The following is a 16834-nucleotide window of genomic DNA, read 5'->3' on the forward strand; positions in this document are numbered from 1 at the left end:
GACGTTCGGAGCGGCTCGAAACAGACTTTTCGGAGCCACGTGAGGTAGTGACTCAAGCCAATACACGATTTGCATCACCGACTCCTTGCCTCTACGGATTCACTCATCATCCAACTCATCATCCAACTCACCATCATCCTTGCTATCCACCACCGGAGCCTCATCCTTGCTATCCAACTCCGGCGTCACTATTCTGCTAGCTAGTAACAGGGCTAATCTCCCCTTGTCTCCCTCCAGGTTTCTCTCTGTCATGTCCTTATCTCCCAGATCTTCCGCCTCGTTACATTTCTCCAGAATATATGCAAGGTCTTCGACGCTCGATAATGCTTCTCCTGCTTCCTCCCATCGGATGTGAGCAGCCGCCAGCGCTTTCGATCTTGGCGAGTCCGCTCCATGGAACTTTACTTTTTCAGCTTCTGTTTGCGCGTATTCTTTCTTTTGGGGATCACCTGATTGAACTCCCAAATTTGAGTGCATATCAGCAAATGAATCTTTGTTTGGCCACCTCTTAAAAAACAACTCTTTCAGCTCCTGCGGGAATCGAGGTTTTTTTATTGCAGCTTTGCATTCCTCATAAATGAGGAGTAAATGAGCACGTGGAATTTTATGACCAACATGCGCGTTCCCCATAGCGCTCACTATTTTTTGGGCACGGGCATGCCACTGCGGAGGTGCATCGTGATTGGTCCGTGCTCTCTTTTTCTTCTGCTCCTCGCCAACCGGCGATGACGATGAGGATGACGATGAAAGCGTACCCGAAGATAGAGATCTCTTACCTCTGTAGCCATGAGTATTAGAAATGACTGTCGAAGATGATGTGTCTTCAGTCCAACCGTCTCCCAATGTTCTAGAGGGCGCGGCAGGCTCACTAGCGACTGGAAGCATAGAACGCGAGCTTGGTACTGACACAACTAAATTACCTGACTCCATAGATATTGCTCTATCTGTAGAAGATGCTCGAGCGACCGAGGAAGAGGAAGAACTGTGAATAGCAGCCGGCGCACTAGTGACTGGAAGTTGAGAACTCAAGCTTGGCGCTAATACAGATTCAGTTAGCTGATCTTCATCTAACTGGCTTTGATCGTCAGGCTCTGTGGTAGAAATACTTATGCTGTTCTTAGCCTCTTTCCCCTTGCGCCTCCTGGATCGCCGGGAGCCAAAACTATTCCTATGCATTTTCTGTAAAACCAGATTTTCCTGGTACTCACCCGTCTCCGACGCCGCTCGCTGTACAGATGTTCCCATTGTCGTCACGGACATCGCCTTGAGTCCCATCGCATCAGCCTCTGCTTCAAGATGTCCGTCGTCGTTGACCTGCACGCCGGATTTCATCTGCAAGGTCGGCCTGACTCTGCCTTGCGCCTGCTGCACCACATGCCACGCTTCATGCGCCAAATGTTTTTCCTGACCGGGCGCGACATAGATATTGCTGCCTTGTGTATAGGCATGGGCATTGATGCGCGCCGGTTCTTGCGAGTTGTAGTGCACCTTGACGTTATCCATCGACATGCCTGATAACGCTTCAATGCCGCTCTTCAAAGTATCCGGCAGTCCGTTTTGGGATATCGCCTTGCGCTGCGTACTCACCACGCCGACCCGTGCGCTGTTGCTGCTCAATGCGGCAAACGGATGTCCGGGCGCACTTGTCGGATTGAACGGGGATTGCTGCGGCTCTGCGGCGCTGTGCGCTTGGTTGAGCCGTACTGCTTGTGCGGCATCCTGTTGTTGCGTCTGTTTCATGTTCTCTCCCGCATTTCGCTGCGTCTCTGGTGCATGCCTGCGTCGTCGGCAATGCTCAGTCGCTTCATCCGGCTTGAACGCTCAGGCGGGGCTCAAGCCTGAGCTGCGTCGATTCTTGCCATGCCAGTGCCGGTTCGTAGTGCGGATCGATCCGCAATGCCGCGTCGATGCATTGTGCGCTGGCCGGCAACTGCGCCAGCTGGGCATGACACATCGCCAGGTTGTACAAGGTGCCTGCATCGTCCCCGTATAAACGCAGCGAGTGTTCGAGATAGGTAATCGCTTCTGCATAATGGTCGATCTCGTACAGCAGGCTCGCCAGCGCAAAGGCCAGGTCGCGTTCTTCGCCCAGGGGGTAATAAACGTTCCAGACCGATTCAACCATACTGGCGATTTCATGCCTGAGCGGACCTTCCAACGTTGCCGCATGCCGCATGAACGCCTCGTAGCATCCCCAGAAATTGGCGGCATCCCAGCCGCTCATGCGCAGATAAGCCAGCAGTTGCGCCAGCGACAGGTGTTCTGCATTGCCCTGGATGAAACGCTTGAGGACAAAAAAATCATCCGGATTGATCCGGCACAGGTGATCTTCAAACGCTTGCCCGGTTTCCGCATACAGATGCAGGCTCGGCGTCGGCGCTGCCAGGCGTTCATCGAACAACATCACGCAAAATTGCAGGCTGTGTTGACGATGCGGCGGCATGAGGACGCGGCCACCCTGCTCCTGTACATAACGGCCGATCGCATGATAGTTGACCATCAGTGAAATGCTGCCGTGCGTGGCGATTTCCGGCGCGGAGGCTGCAGCGACATCCACTTCACGGCTGATGCCCTTGTCGGCGGAGATCAGCAACAGGCGGTTGTTGCTGATGTGACGCAGATGGTCGAGATAGCGCAAGGCCTGCGTGGGCAAGAGAACATGCGCCGCCGGCACGGTTTGCCGGTAAAAATCCAGCAAGCGGTTCAGCGCCGGCTCGGCATAGTAGGCGCTACCTTGCACCGGCACATTGACAAAGTCGGCTTGCACGCGCTCAAGCAAGCTGATGTCGTCAGGGTCGGATTCTGCGTTGGCGCTGTGCAGGCTGACCAGACTTTCGTAGAGCACGCCGTCTTCGACATAAAAAGCGTCCTGCTCAATGCTGTCGAACACATAGTTGGCCAGCACCACCAAGGGATTGCTGATTTGCCCTGCCGCCAACACCGTGCCTGAATGCAGCAGCATGATGTCTTTCTGCTGGCTCAGGTCTACCAGCGCAAAATCGAGCTGCCCCTGCGCCACAAACGCTTGCAGCGACGGATGCTGACGCCAGAACCGCAGATTTTTTTCTGAAAAATCACTCATGACGAACGTCACGCGCGTTTCGCTGTGCACCGATTGCGCCAGCATCGAAAAAAAATACGTCAGGAAGTGATAGGAAAATCGCCCCGAACCGGCGCCCAGTTCCAGCACATACAACGGCGCCTGCGGATCATGCGAGCCGTCGCGCAACACATCGCGCAGATAGCCGAATACCAGCTTGGCATACGCTTGCGCGATGAAGGTATTGCTGGTGACGTAATGCGGCACGATGCTCTGGCGCCAGGCATCGATGGTCTGTTCGCTGTAAAAACGCCGCTGCAGCCGCCATAGCATCGACGACGACAGCCGCTGATTTTTTTCCAGCGCGAACCGGGGCGCTTCAGCTACCTTCATGCCTGGCGGTGCTGATCCAGATCGACCACCGTGTCCTGCGGGTCATCGGCAGGATCGGCCAACAGCTCTTGCAGGACCGTGATCGCGCCCTGGATGCGCAACATGGTTTCCTGCAACTCGTTTTGCTCCGATTGCAATTCGTTCAAGCGGGTTTTGCCTTTTTCGAATTCAGATTGCAATACGTCAAGGCGGGCTTGTAATTTGGTATTCATTTTTGTTCCTATATCCATTTACGCACACTGGGATTATCTGTGAGTTTGCAGGCGCGTATCTCGTCTCTCGATGTTTTCCAATAGACGATGAGATTTCCCTCGCCTTCCGAATCTCCATTTTTTGAGCCGGGCTCAACAAAGAAGAAAAAATTTCCCCGTCCTTGAAGCTTTTCCTTAATCGTATCGCTGTTTGCTTTCTGATTTGAGAATGTCCCCGCTGAATGCACAACCAGGCCTTTGAACTTGCTTTCACCAGCGACGTCCAAGGTGTTGAGCGCGCTTTTTCCATGTACCTCCAGATTGCCGCTGCTCTCCCACTCCTTTCCGATGACGACCTTCTTCTTTTGCAGAAGGAACAGCATGTCTCCAAAAATATGCAAGGGCTGCCTTGCTTTTTCTTCGCTGTCGGGTATCTCTGCGCCCTCTAGTTTCATGGAGCCCCCGTGAGAAGTGAATTTCGCTCCGGGAACGATGAGTTCCTTTGTGACCGTCAATGCCCCCCGCATCGTGGTTATTCCTGTCACTTCCAGAGAACCAGCGGTAAGTTTCTGGGTGACATCAGCCACTCCCGTCACCGCCAGAGAACCGGCAGTGAGCTTCTGCGTGACATCAGCCACTCCCGTCACCGCCAGAGAACCGGCAGTGAGCTTCTGCGTGACATCAGCCACTCCCGTCACCGCCAGAGAGCCAGCAGTGAGCTTCTGTATGACATCGGCCACCCCCGTCACCGCCAGAGATCCAGCGGTGAGCTTCTGGGTGACATTCGCCACTCCCGTCACCGCCAGGGATCCAGCAGTGAGTTTCTGTGTGACATCGGCCACTCCTGTCACCGCCAGAGATCCAGCAGTGAGCTTCTGTGTGACATCAGCCACACCCGTCACCGCCAGAGAACCGGCGGTGAGTTTCTGTGTGACATCGGCCACACCCGTCACCGCCAGAGAACCGGCAGTGAGCTTCTGCGTGACATCGGCCACACCCGTCACCGCCAGAGAACCGGCAGTGAGCTTCTGCGTGACATCGGCCACACCCGTCACCGCCAGAGAGCCAGCGGTGAGCTTCTGTGTGACATCGGCCACACCCGTCACCGCCAGAGAGCCAGCAGTGAGCTTCTGGGTGACATTCGCCACTCCCGTCACCGCCAGGGATCCGGCAGTGAGTTTCTGTGTGACATCGGCCACTCCTGTCACCGCCAGAGAACCAGCAGTGAGCTTCTGGGTGACATTCGCCACTCCCGTCACCGCCAGGGATCCGGCAGTGAGTTTCTGTGTGACATCGGCCACTCCTGTCACCGCCAGAGAACCGGCGGTGAGCTTCTGGGTGACATTCAGCGATTCATTCAGGGAAACTTCTTTGTCGACTTTCAACACACCTTTCACATGCAAGCTTCCGGCCTTTCCCAATCCCCCTCCCGCATCATCTTTTTCGATGACCACGCCATTTCGGTTACTGATATAGAGCGTCTTTTGACCATGAAGATATAAGTCATTCGCGTGGCTATCGAAGATCACCCCGGAATTGCCGTCCCTGGTTTTAAGCTCTGCCCCGGCAAACCTGATTTCATCTTTGACTTTCAGGGAACCTTGAATATCAACGGCCTGCTTGACGTCAAGACCAGCCTCCAGGTACGTTTTCCCCTGCACCGTGAGCGACCCGCCTGCTCCCCACGCGGTGCTGACGACCATTCCCTTCTTATTCAAGATGTAGAGGTCTTCCTCGCCGGACAAATGCATGCGCTTTGATCGGCTGGAAAAAGTCACGCAGTCAGGCGTCTGCCTGTCCAGGTTGGGGCCGATATAAGCATTCGGCGTCCCTTTGTATTGCATGTCGATGTAGTGGCCCGGCTCTACAAGATTGATCGAGACGCCGTTGCCGACCTTGGTCAGCGAGATGTCGCGGACCAGCGTGTCCATATTGGAAAAACCGCCCTTGCTGCACTGAATTTTCGCCAATGTAATGAGAGGCGCCGGCAGCTGCGGCCTGACTTTCATCAGGCTGAACTGGATGGTATCTACGCGGCGGGTATAGCCTATCCAGGGCGATCCGTCGTTAGAGCCGGACTCACCGGAAGCCTGGGTTGGCACAGAATAGGTTTCCTTTTCATCTTCGACTTCCAATGCCTGCATGCACAGAAAATATTCTCCGTCTGTCTGCATCGGCAAATTCCATACGATGTCCTCGTCCAACCAGATCTCATGGCCGCGCACATCCATTGCGGCGCCAACGTGAATGCGAACGGCTTTTCCTCCGGCTCCTTCCAGCATGAGCGCAAAACCGCGCCGCACGCCATGGCTGAACAACTCCTGATTAAGCTGGCGCCGCCGCATCAGATGGTATTTCTGCTCAATTTCAAAGTCTTTGTCTTCGAGGAATTGCCCGGCAAAATATTCGACCCGAGGGTGTTTCATTTTGACGCGACCGGCACTGCTGATTTCAATACTCATTTGGATGCCTTGGGTTTAGTTTTACTGGCGTTTAAGGGGGCCTGGCCGAGCATCATGTTGCCAACCTTGATCTTGCCGTCTTCACGGCGGCCGACCTGGGCCGGACTGACAATTTTTGCACTTGGGCGAGGCTGAATCTGACCACCGGACCGGCTAAGATTCGCCACCTGAAAAGTCTGGAATTTGGTCTTTAATTCGTAATGCGTGTGGGCCGGCTTTTCGCGCTGTATCAATGCATGCGCAACACGGGTAAGGCGCTCCATTTCATTGACATCGCGCACGCTGTCGAGATTCAGTGAAACGATGAATCCATGCGCCTTCTCGTCTTGCCGGATGGCTGAGGGCTGGCCGGTGAATTGTTCCAACAGCGTCTTCATTCCCGCCAACGTGCCGCGCTGCTGATAGCGCGACATGGTCCGGGCCACGAAGATGCGGTATTGCTCCTCGTTGCCGGTCGGATAATCGGCATCGATCGTCAGGCCCAGCCAACCGGCCAGCCAGCGCAAGTCGTCAACCCTGGCCAGCGCCGGATCGATATGCGTGGCCAGCTCGTCGATTTTCACTTCGAGGCTTTTTTCCCGCGTCGCATCACGGCTTTTTGCCAGCAGAATATTTTCAAATGCCGCCAAGAAATCCGCCATGTCGGAATCTTCCCGGAACACAGACGGCAGGATGTTCAGCAAATCATTGGCGCGGGGATCGCTCATGTCACTGGCCCTGTTCGTTCGAGAAATGGCATAGCACTTTCATCTTGACGTATTCGTGGCTGGCCGGCATGACGCCATTGTCATTGGTCCGAAGCGGCTTGCCGTTCACGCTCAGCTTCAGGGCAGTGATGTAGTCCACTCCCTTGATTTGGCTGATCAGGGCATACAGCGTCGACTTGTAGACCTCCTTCCCGAGCGGCCAGCCCTGTTTCGCCGGACCGCCGGTTTCGATATGGAAATACGCCTCCAGGCGGGCGCTGACTTCATCGCGGACCATTTTCCCGTTATTGGCCCGATATTCTTCCAGGCATACCAGGGTGACCGATAAGGTCACAGGCAAAGCTTGCGCCGGCACGATATGCAGCGTCGGCGTCGCATTCACACCGAGGGGATCCGCATCAGTAGTCAATGCCGTGACCTGCTCATTGAGTGCCGACCGGAGCGTATCCGGCAGCTTGGCCACGACCAGTGTCACGTGCCCCAGCGTATCTTCCGTCAACACCACGCTGCCGTCATCTTGATATACGGCCTGGCAGCGCGGCAGGCAACGCGCCCGCACAGCGCCCGCATTGCAGGCCAGCCGCTCATAGTCGGCGGCAGTGATGGCGCGTTTCTCCACACGCATCTTGCGTATTGCATTTACCAGCGCATCGTCGATTTCCGATGGCGGCAAATCGCTGGACGGACCGGCATCGGCATCGGCAGGCGGCTCAATCCAGCGCAAAAATACGTTCTTGTGGGCGTTGGTAATGCGATTGGTGCGGTAGATCAGTTGTTCGGTGACGGCGGCAAACATCTCCAGTATGGTGATGCCCGGGTCCGATGGATTGTGATCGGTCCAGGACGGCGCCAGCGCGGGGATCATGTTGCGACCTTCATCCAACAGATCGGCAAACGTGCGGTCATCAAGATTGGGGAGTTCGATGGGCATGGTGCAAGCTCAATCAATGTTGATTTCATGGACGCCGGCGCAGACCAGAAAACGTCGGGTATCCTCGATTGTTTTCCGCTCTCCTTTGGCTGGCTTTAAATCGGCCAAGTTGAAATGTCGGACATGTTCGATGCCATCCAGGACCGCATAAAAATCCGATTCCTTCGGTGCGCGTCCCCACATCCAACCCTTGCCGCTGCGCCCGCCGGTCAGCGGGTGCAGATAGGTATCCAGGCGTTGCCTCACCTGCTGCTTGACGGTGTCGGCATAACGCGCCGATTCGATGGTCAGATTGACCTTGACATCCACCGGCAAATACAGCGGCCCGGTCACTTCTACGGCCGCCTCTACGCAGGCCCGGCTTCTCAGATAGTCGCGCACGCGCCGGATCAACTCCAGCGTCGGCAACGGCTGCGGCGCCGCGCTGTGGGGAACGATGATGACGCTGACTTTGCCGGCGCCCGACGCCTCCTGATTCCTTGGCAGCAGCATATAGGGGTTTTCCCGCAAATCGTGGAGCGGTACGCACTTGACGCGCGCCACTTCAGTACTGGCCTGTAGCGCCAGGTCTTCGTAGTCGTCCCGTGTTACCGCACGCTGCTGGTGTCGCAACGCGCGCGGCGCACGATCCAGCAATTGCTCCTGCGATTCGGCGTCGCTGCCGCCGCTGGCGGCGAAAAAATTGGTGACGCCGGCAATGTCGCGGGTGTTGGACACAGGAATCGTCAACAGTCCGGCCGCGACATTGCCGGATGTGCCGCCGCCGGCGCGATACCAGCTCAAGCGAACATTGCGCGCGCCTGGCGGCGGCACCATACCGCGCTTGCCATCGCCAAAACGCAACTCGCCGGTCTGATGGTCCAGCACATAATGGCGATCCCCTGGTCCGGAACCAAAGAAATCGGGGACTTCCTGCCAGACCACCCAGTTGGATTCCACAGCCGGCAACTGCGCCGTATTCCGGAGCGGCACTTCCAGCACTGCCACAATCGCATCCGGCAATATCGGCGTCTTCGTTGCAAAATAGCGCTGCTGGATCTGTCCGGCGCTGGAACCCAGCACTTCGCCGACGATCGTGGCAGCTTGCACTACCGGGACGCTGTTGAGTGCCACCCCCAGCAGTTGCGGCGGCGGTGCTTGCTGCGCGCCGCCAACGGTCAGCGTAAACCACCTGGCGCCCGGTTTGTCGCCGAGCTGCCAGTAGTCGATCGGCGGCGTCAGCAGTCGCACCACGCCGGAACGGGTCAGACCCGCGGTCTCATCCTCGACAGCGATGTCGAGCGGTTTCTGTGTCGCGCCGATGCCGGAAGCCACCGTCCAGCACAAGGGCTTACGGTCGTGCGACGCCGGCACGGTACCGGGATCGTACAGCGGGCTGTCCAGCCAGAAGTGGAGTTCGACCGGTTGTCCTTCCAGTGGAAGAACCCCATCCGCAAGCGCCAGTGTCAAGGTGTAGAAATTGTCGTCGGCGCGGTCGAAAATCGGTACGGGCTGCGGATGGCCCTCGCTGCTGAGTAGCGACGCCGGCATGGGCAGCGGATCGGGCGAGGTATCCGCCTGCATCGCCTGCAGGCGCAGATTGCTGAGCCAGACATCATGCTCGGTTTCGAAATTGCATCCCGGACTGGCGCCCTGCGCCATGGACTGCAAGCGCGTGCCGGCCGGCAGCAGGCGTCCGCGCGCGGCTGCGGCAAGCGTGAAGGTCACCACCGTACGCGCCGGTTGCGCCGGGATCAGCGTATTGCCCATGAGGTCCAGAAAGGCCAGCAGGCTCTTGTCGCGGTTGCGGTTGCTGCGATCAATGATGTGCTCGCAATACTGCGCAAAAATATGCACCAGCGCGTTGCAGGCTTCGCCGCCATAAGCTGCGTCGGTGGCATGCGGGTCGCTCCAGCCATACTCCTCGAGATTCTTGTAGAGCTCCTTGCGGGTCTCCGCGCGGATATCGGCGGCGCGGCGCGGGTCGAGCACGGGAGCGCGCGCGGCCATCACAGCTCTCCGGCAAGATAGAAGGGATAAACCAGATTGCCGCTGATGCCGGTCTGCTTGATGCGGTAGGCGATCGCCACCTCCAGCCCCCCCTCATCCGGCAGCACACTGGCCGTCACCGACAGCACGTCAATACGCGGCTCGTGGCGCTTCAATGTATCCCGCACCTGATGCTGGACCAGCATGGCGGTGGCCGTATTCATCGGTTCAAATACCAGCCGCTCCATGCCACCGCCAAAATCGGGACGCATGACGCGCTCGTTGTGCCCCGTGCCCAGGATCAGCAGGATGGACTGTTTGACGTGCTCGTCCGCCGTGTTCATGCCGAGGCTGCCGCCGTGCAGGCGCAGGGGAAAAGCGATGCCGCTTCCCAGCATTTGCGCCCCGCCAAAGAATGTTGTTGCCATATCTGTTTCCCTGAATATATGGTTGGCTATCAAGTTTGACCACTGTTGTCCAGGGGCGCCACCGTGTGCGGCATCGTCGCGGAAGCCCCCGTTCTCGCCACGGCAAGGCCATCGATGGTTACCGTACCGGCTCCTGCATCCACTACGCCCACTATCGCCGGAGTTACACCTTGCTGGCACGGCGCGCCACTGACGACAATGACTTTTCCACGGATGTTGACGCGCACAGAGGGCAACCCTGCCGCCCAGACCGACGTCTTGTACCCATCCGGTGACAACGGATCCGCAGGCGAGGCTGTCTTGCTATGAGGTGCGTCCTTCGGCGGCGCCAACGCCACCAGCACCTCCTTGCCCCCGGATAACACCTTCCCTTCAAGCGTTAGCGCGCCAGACAACTTCAATGTGCCGTCCAGATGCAATGTGCCCATGCAGCCTCAGCCTCCCGCCCCGGTAATCTGGTTGTCCTTGATGGTGGTGGTGGTATCGCCCTTGCCTATCTTCAGCGTGCCAGTCACATCCACGTCCCCCTCCAGCTTGATCTTGCCGGCGGTGACGACGACGGTATCGTCCTTGACCGACAAGCTGATGCACTGTTTTTTGGTGGCGATCTCAATTCGTTCGGTGCCGTCGTGGTCGAACAGCCTGATCTCGTTGCCGCCCCGGGTCCGTATCAGTTTGGTGTCGTTGTCGTCGGCGCCCTCCAGCTCCGGCGCTGCCGTCTTCCCGCTCAACAGGCTGCCGAGCAGCACAAACTCCACATCGGAACCGGTCACGCAGCCCAACAACACCTGATCGAGCCGCTCCGGCAAAAAAAACACGCCGCGTTGCGCGCCTGCCAGCGGCATCGCTACGCGGCAGTCGAAGATGCCGTTGAGCGCCGGGATGCGAACACGCAAACAGCCGTCATCATCGAGCTTGCTCGAATCAACCACGCCCACATACATTGCACCGCTGAGTTCATTCATACATGCAGACATAAAGTGAAGTGGGTTCGAAAACCATCCTTGTCGATCTGGTGGCGTACCGTTTGCACCAGATATTCGCCATCGAAACGGCCCATCTTTTCAAGCAAGGCCACGCTGCCCACACCCATCGCCGGGGTTCCGGTGGTGGTGCCCTCGATGCTCACCAACTGCCGCGCCATGCGACGCATTTCGACCTTGCTGCGACGTTCGGCTTCTTCCTGATCGCGCGCCGAGAAGCGACGCACCAGCGCTTCATGGTCCAGCCGATCGCGCGCTGCCGGCGACATGCTCCCGCGATAAGCGCGCAGGTCTTTGCCATCTTCGCGTGCATGCCGGATCTCAGCCGATTGGGTATCCCAGGCCAGTGTTTCGACCGCCGATACCTGGCCATTGGTGCTCAGGCGAATGGCAATCCGGAACAGATTGTTGCCGCCGCTCAGTACAACCTTCTCTTTGCCCGGCGTTTCACGGCAAAAATGCAATGTGCGTTCGCTTACCCAAAAGTCACAGCCGTATTCTTCTGCCAACTCATTCATGAACGCCAGATTGTTCTGGCCCGACTGAAAGCGCGGCCGCGGCCGCACTGCCGACATCTCCTGGCGGGTCCGGGCATCGACTGCCAGTGTCAGTGCGAGCGTTTCGGTGATGCTTTGGAGAATCTGAAAGTCGCTCCATTGCTCCTGATAGCGGGTGATCACATTGCCGGCCGCAGCGGTGCTCAGTGCGTCATGTCCTTCCACCACGATGCGCAGGCCGTCTTCTTCGTCCAGGTCGAGATTGATCGCGTTGATCGTGCCGCAAATAACCGTTGTCAGTTCTGCGTCCTCATTGCCGAGCGCGATCTCCAGCAGGTTGCCCTCGCAGAAGCGCCCCGTACCCGGCGCTATCATGCCGAACAGCGGATCATTGAGCTCCAGGCTGAAGCTGGCTTGCTGCTTGCTCGCCGAGACGACTGTGACGGCCGCGATGCAATCCCGCTCAGCCTGTTCCAGCGGCACACCGTTGCTGCTGACGCGCATCAACAGCGCGCTCGCACGCGACGAAACGGAAAAGTCTTCTGCACGCGGACTCAAGGCGCCTCCGGCAGATTCAATTCGATACCGGGCGATATCTTGCGCGGATTGTCGATGTCGTTGGCTTCGGCCAGCAGGCGCCACTTGGCCGGATCCTGGTAGCGTTGCGCAGCCAGGTCAGGCAGGCTTTGTCCAGGCGGCAGTCGTACGGTGCTTGGAGACGCAGCGTCGACCGTGGCGCCGGCCGTTTCCTGCCCTTTGAATTCGACCTGCATCCTGGCGCGCAGCGCCATGCCGACGCTGTTGAAATAGTCGAACTCGGAACGCACACTGATGAGGTGGCAGTTGAATTCCAGCGATCCCCACATCAGCCGCAGCCGCGACGGATTCTTGGTATTGGGAAGCGGCAGCATCAGATCTTCGATGACACGCGTATGTTGGCGCACGTCGGCGCCGGTATTGGTGGTGTCAAAGAAGAGCTCCATGCTCAAGCTGTCGGCGGTACCGCTGATGTACTTCACGGGCACCTTCTGCTTTTTCGGCATGCGCTCTTCCTTGTAATGAACCGAGCGCGACAGCGAGTAACTGGCTGGGTTGAACATCACATGAATGACATAATTGCCGGCGTCGACATTGACAATTGCCGCTTTTGTGAGCGTCATCAGTTGATCCCCTTTGCTTCACGCTCGCGGCGTTGTTCGCGCGCGATGATGCGCATGACTCGCTGCGCCACGTGTTCGATATCGTCGCGCAGCATCGGTGCGTCCGATGTGTTGCTTGCATTGCTTGCGCTGCCTGAATGCGTGGCGTCCGATGCAGGTCCGTGCAGCTGTCCGCGTTTATCACTCTGCTCACTCTGCTTCAGAGGCTGCGTCGCCGGGAGCGTTGCATCATGCCGGTGCGTGCGCGGCAGGTCAAAGTGCAAAGGCGGCGGTACTGTCGTGGGCATTGCGCTGCGCGTCTGGCTGTGCGACGTGTCATGCAGCCCGCGCGCGGCGTAGTCATACGTCAAATGCCCCGCAACCGGGGGCGCACTATCGGCCCGCGTTGTTTCAACATCCGGCAACGACACCGCCCATGCGGGTGTGGTTGGTCCGGGCGCGGCCACATGCTGCTCGGCCTTGTCCTGGCCAGGCCATGGCGTCGCCACGTGAGTTGCAGGCGGTCGAGCTTGTAGCGCTTGCATTACGCGTTTCCGCTGCGCAAGCACAAAAAAATCCAGCGACGGCTGCGATGGCGTTGCCTTTGCTGAAGATGCCGGCGCTTCATGCCTGGACGGATTGGTGGCGTAGGTCATGGCGACGGCATTGCCTGGCGCCCCTGATACAGCGGTCGCAATGACGCCATCCGTCACTTGCCGTGCGATCGTTTTCCCTGACGGCGCTGCAGAAGAAGAAGAAGAAGAAGAAGAAGAAGAAGAAGAAGAAGAAGAAGAAGAAGAAGAAGAAGAAGAAGAAGACGGCTTCGGCGCTTCATGGTGCAGTGAATTGCTGATGTAGGTCATGGCGACGGCATTGCCTGGCGCCCCTGATACAGGGGTCGCAATGGCGCCATCCGTCACTTGCCGTGCGATCGTTTTCCCTGACGGCACTGCAGAAGAAGACGGCTTCGGCGCTTCATGGTGTAGTGAATTGCTGATGTAGGTCATGGCGACGGCATTGCCTGGCGCCCCTGATACAGGGGTCGCAATGGCGCCATCTGTCACTTGCCGTGCGATCGTTTTCCCTGACGGCACTGCAGAAGAAGATGACTTCGGCACTTCATGGTGCCGCGAATTGCTGATGTGGGTCATGGCGACGGGGTTACTGATCGATCCTCGTGCAACTGCCGTTTCTTGTACCCTTGCCTGGCCTGGCGATGCAGGGGGCGCCGGCATTGCCGCTTCATGGCCTGCTACCTTGACAACATACGTCATGGCAGTTGTACGCGTCGCTCCGACCCGCTCTAATGGCACCTTGATTACGTCTGCCCCCTCCCCGCTTTCAATGCGCAGCACCGGCGCCTCCGCATAGCGGATCGTGCCTTGTTGCACAATGGTCCGTTCACTGATGTGCCAATGGACCAAGGTCTGCCCTCCCGGCGCCAATGCCCCGGCATGTGTCGTACCGGTACGCCGGGCGCGATCGGCTTGCTGCTGCGCCAGCGCCCGCCAATCCATCGCGCAGGACGACCAGATCCCCATGCTGCGGCGGACCACCTTGGCATGCAGCCCCGGACGGCGCGCCAATGCATCCAGCCATTGCCATGTCGCCAGGCGCAGGCCGCCGTGAGGACCTGCGACTGCCGTGCGGCGCGCACCCGGTTGCCACTGCAGCCGGCGCAGCCAGACCGCCCTGGCCTGCACGCCGGCAGGCCAGCCCGGGCGGAGCCCGTCTGCGGCAGGGGATGTAGATACGTTACTGCTCATGATCGATGTTTCATCTCAGTTGCCCGACAAGGCGCGATTGATCCGCGATACCTGTTCCACCCACTGACGCCGCTCGCCATGCTCCATCTGCATCAGGCGCTCCGGCGGCCAGTGGAAATGAAACGCAATGAAGGCTACCTCCTCGTGAATCCGGTCGACGGGGTAGCCTACGACTCCCCCACTCTTTCCGGCTCCACTGTAAAGGCGTGCCGGCAGCTGGGACACTCCACCCGCACCTGCAGCGACTCGGTGCTGTTGATGCGGTTGTAGAAATCCTGCAGATAGGCCAGGTCGGCGGCAAACATGCCCTCGATCACCTTGGGATTGATCGCATCCAGATCGCCCAGACGCACCACCACCCGCGCCAGCAGGATCAACACCAGGTAGGCTGGATTGCCCTGCACCCGGGGATCCTTTTGCGGCAGGATTTCATCGGCGGCAGTGGCCAGGCGCATCGTGCCGTGCCGATGCACGGTACCCGCCGCATCGACATAGCCCTTCGGCAGCAGGAACTCGAACTCTGTCGCAAAACTTTCCATGGTCAGGCCCTGACCATGCGTTCGCAACTGATCGTCAGGGTATCGATTGCCACGTCCTTGCCGGTGCCGGTCAGGTCAGGCGCCTTGTACTTGCTGGCCCAGGCGCTGAAAAAGTTCCAGCGGATCTTTTCCTGCCCCAGATCGTCGAGCAGGATGATCGAGCCGTTCTTGCGTTCCAGCTTGCCGTCGAGTGCGGTCGCATGCCAATCGTACAGCTCGCGCGAATCGGTGACGCCCCATTTCAGGGTGATGTCCGGATAGCTGCTCTTGCCCGGCAGTTTGCGTACGGTCGCCGCGTCCCCGCCTTCGCGGTATTCGACGACTTCGACGTCCGAGCCGAAGCCGCTGCAATCGGAAAAACCTGCTTGCGTCAAACCATCGATTTCGAGCAGGAATCGGAAATTCTTATATGGATCAGTTCTAGCCATGATGTTGTCCTAAGGAGTTGTCGGAGATTCAGCTGCCTGAAGTTTGTTGGATACGGAAGATGACGAATTCCGCCGGCTTGACGATCGCCACGCCGATCTCGACGATCAGTTGGCCTTGCTCGCGTGACGACGCAGGATTGGTCTCGGCATCGCACTTGATGAAGAAGGCTTGCTTGGCGGTCTCGCCGAACAAGGCGCCCGAGCGCCATTCATTGGTCAGGAAATCCGTCAGCGTGCGGATCACACGTTGCCACAACGCCGGCGTATGCGGTTCGAACACGACGAACTGGGTGCCGCTATCGATGGACTGACGCAGGTAGTTGAAGTAGCGGCGGGTGCTGATGTAACGGTATTCACCGTTTTGCGTGCCGACGGTACGCGCACCCCAGACGCGCAAGGCGCCGTTCAATTGCCGGATGGCATTGATGCCTGCAACGTTGAGGACATCTTGTTGCGCCTTGGTGATATTGTCGTTGAGCGCGGGGACGCCCAGCAATGCTTCATTCGCGGGTGCTTTATAAGCACCCCGTGCGACGTCGCTGCGAGCATAGATGCCGGCAATATGGCCGCTCGGCGGCACCACCACGATGCCATTGGTTTCTTTCATCATCGCTGCGGCCGGATCAAACACTTTCAACCACGGAAAATAGACGCCCGCATAGGTGCTGCTATCTGGCGCCGTAAGCGCGGCAACGTCGCTGTCCTTGTCAAGATCCAGAATGGCGAATCGCTGCAGCGCAGTGGCATGAGCGACGAGTTTAGTGTGATAAGTGGTATCGCCAGGAAAACTCACCGTCGATATATCGTCAAACGCCGCCAAGGCCGTCACCGCCTTGTCGATATTGCTGACGGCGGCAATGCGGACCACGTAACAATTGGTGCCGCCATTATTGAAAAAACCGTACACGGCGTGCGCCAGAATGCGCTGACCAGGATCAATGCTGCCGCTATCGGATCCAATTTTGACGTCGTTATCTTTGTCTTCAACGTCGCCATCCCCCCCAACGGCAACCTTGGTTTTAGCAGCAACTTTTGCTTCTTTTTCTGCCTTTGCAGCCTTTGCTTCTTTTGCTTCTTTTTCTGCCTTTGTCGCATAATCCGTACCGACAAAATCTCCAAACAGACGCACATAGTCAGCCCACGAAGAAATGCGATAAGCCATCCCATCCGTGGCGGCAAGCGTATGGGTAATCCATTTGACAGCATCGGCTTTAAGAAAGGGCAGCGAAATGCTGTCTGGCACCTCCCCGATAAAACCAGGTGTGCTGGTGCTGACGCCGGCGATTGGACGCGAGATCGGCGGTACTTCCTCGACATAAACTCCGGGTGAACTATAAGTGGGCATGATTTATTTCTCCTGAG

The 16834-nt window shown here is 58.0% G+C and carries 17 protein-coding genes; all 17 read right to left on the reverse strand.

The genetic code is table 11. The features are described from left to right. Positions 1–99 precede the first annotated feature (99 nt). Positions 100–1740 carry an eCIS core domain-containing protein gene (locus tag AKL25_RS23800; RefSeq protein WP_083444753.1) on the reverse strand — a complete coding sequence of 547 codons (1641 nt, stop codon included), beginning with the start codon at positions 1738–1740 and terminating at the stop codon, positions 100–102. 64 nt (positions 1741–1804) lie between these two features. Then, positions 1805–3433 (reverse strand): tetratricopeptide repeat protein, encoded by a 1629-nt coding sequence (locus tag AKL25_RS16925; protein WP_050478884.1) that lies wholly within the window; start codon positions 3431–3433, stop codon positions 1805–1807. Beyond that, a complete protein-coding gene (locus AKL25_RS16930; RefSeq protein ID WP_050478885.1) occupies positions 3430–3645 on the reverse strand; it encodes a hypothetical protein in 216 nt (71 codons plus the stop codon). Before AKL25_RS16930 ends, AKL25_RS16925 begins: the two co-directional genes overlap by 4 nt. Before the next feature lie 8 nt (positions 3646–3653). Continuing rightward, positions 3654–6086 carry a hypothetical protein gene (locus tag AKL25_RS16935; RefSeq protein WP_050478886.1) on the reverse strand — a complete coding sequence of 811 codons (2433 nt, stop codon included), beginning with the start codon at positions 6084–6086 and terminating at the stop codon, positions 3654–3656. After that, positions 6083–6793 carry a phage tail protein gene (locus AKL25_RS16940; protein WP_050478887.1) on the reverse strand — a complete coding sequence of 237 codons (711 nt, stop codon included), beginning with the start codon at positions 6791–6793 and terminating at the stop codon, positions 6083–6085. The genes AKL25_RS16935 and AKL25_RS16940 overlap by 4 nt, the downstream gene beginning before the upstream one ends. A 1-nt stretch (position 6794) precedes the next feature. After that, a complete protein-coding gene (locus AKL25_RS16945; protein WP_050478888.1) occupies positions 6795–7724 on the reverse strand; it encodes a baseplate J/gp47 family protein in 930 nt (309 codons plus the stop codon). Between the two features lie 9 nt (positions 7725–7733). Then, complete coding sequence (locus tag AKL25_RS16950) at positions 7734–9713, reverse strand: putative baseplate assembly protein (protein WP_050478889.1); 1980 nt, start codon at positions 9711–9713, stop codon at positions 7734–7736. Continuing rightward, complete coding sequence (locus AKL25_RS16955; RefSeq protein WP_083444754.1) at positions 9713–10120, reverse strand: GPW/gp25 family protein; 408 nt, start codon at positions 10118–10120, stop codon at positions 9713–9715. The genes AKL25_RS16950 and AKL25_RS16955 overlap by 1 nt, the downstream gene beginning before the upstream one ends. Before the next feature lie 29 nt (positions 10121–10149). After that, positions 10150–10548, reverse strand: a complete 399-nt coding sequence (locus AKL25_RS16960; protein ID WP_050478891.1) for a hypothetical protein — start codon at positions 10546–10548, stop codon at positions 10150–10152. A 6-nt stretch (positions 10549–10554) separates the two neighbouring features. Next, a complete protein-coding gene (locus AKL25_RS16965) occupies positions 10555–11085 on the reverse strand; it encodes a phage baseplate assembly protein V (RefSeq protein ID WP_157050678.1) in 531 nt (176 codons plus the stop codon). Then, the gene (locus AKL25_RS16970; RefSeq protein WP_167541899.1) at positions 11082–12242 is read right to left on the reverse strand and encodes a phage late control D family protein; all 1161 of its coding nucleotides are present in this window, start codon (positions 12240–12242) and stop codon (positions 11082–11084) included. The genes AKL25_RS16965 and AKL25_RS16970 overlap by 4 nt, the downstream gene beginning before the upstream one ends. Continuing rightward, positions 12155–12760, reverse strand: a complete 606-nt coding sequence (locus AKL25_RS16975; protein ID WP_050478894.1) for a CIS tube protein — start codon at positions 12758–12760, stop codon at positions 12155–12157. Before AKL25_RS16975 ends, AKL25_RS16970 begins: the two co-directional genes overlap by 88 nt. Beyond that, entirely contained in the window at positions 12760–14325 is a 1566-nt protein-coding gene (locus AKL25_RS24290; protein WP_157050679.1) for a hypothetical protein, read from the reverse strand. The genes AKL25_RS16975 and AKL25_RS24290 overlap by 1 nt, the downstream gene beginning before the upstream one ends. 195 nt (positions 14326–14520) lie before the next feature. Beyond that, a complete protein-coding gene (locus AKL25_RS24775) occupies positions 14521–14730 on the reverse strand; it encodes a DUF6760 family protein (protein WP_276203018.1) in 210 nt (69 codons plus the stop codon). Next, positions 14673–15071 carry a phage tail assembly protein gene (locus AKL25_RS16985; protein ID WP_338034499.1) on the reverse strand — a complete coding sequence of 133 codons (399 nt, stop codon included), beginning with the start codon at positions 15069–15071 and terminating at the stop codon, positions 14673–14675. Before AKL25_RS16985 ends, AKL25_RS24775 begins: the two co-directional genes overlap by 58 nt. Further along, positions 15047–15472: a phage tail protein gene (locus tag AKL25_RS16990; protein ID WP_050478897.1), complete on the reverse strand. Its 426-nt coding sequence runs from the start codon at positions 15470–15472 to the stop codon at positions 15047–15049. Before AKL25_RS16990 ends, AKL25_RS16985 begins: the two co-directional genes overlap by 25 nt. 28 nt (positions 15473–15500) lie before the next feature. Next, positions 15501–16817: a phage tail sheath family protein gene (locus AKL25_RS16995; RefSeq protein WP_050478898.1), complete on the reverse strand. Its 1317-nt coding sequence runs from the start codon at positions 16815–16817 to the stop codon at positions 15501–15503. Between the last annotated feature and the right edge of the window lie 17 nt (positions 16818–16834).

The organism is Herbaspirillum rhizosphaerae (genome assembly GCF_001189965.1).
GTDB classification, from domain to species: domain Bacteria; phylum Pseudomonadota; class Gammaproteobacteria; order Burkholderiales; family Burkholderiaceae_D; genus Herbaspirillum; species Herbaspirillum rhizosphaerae.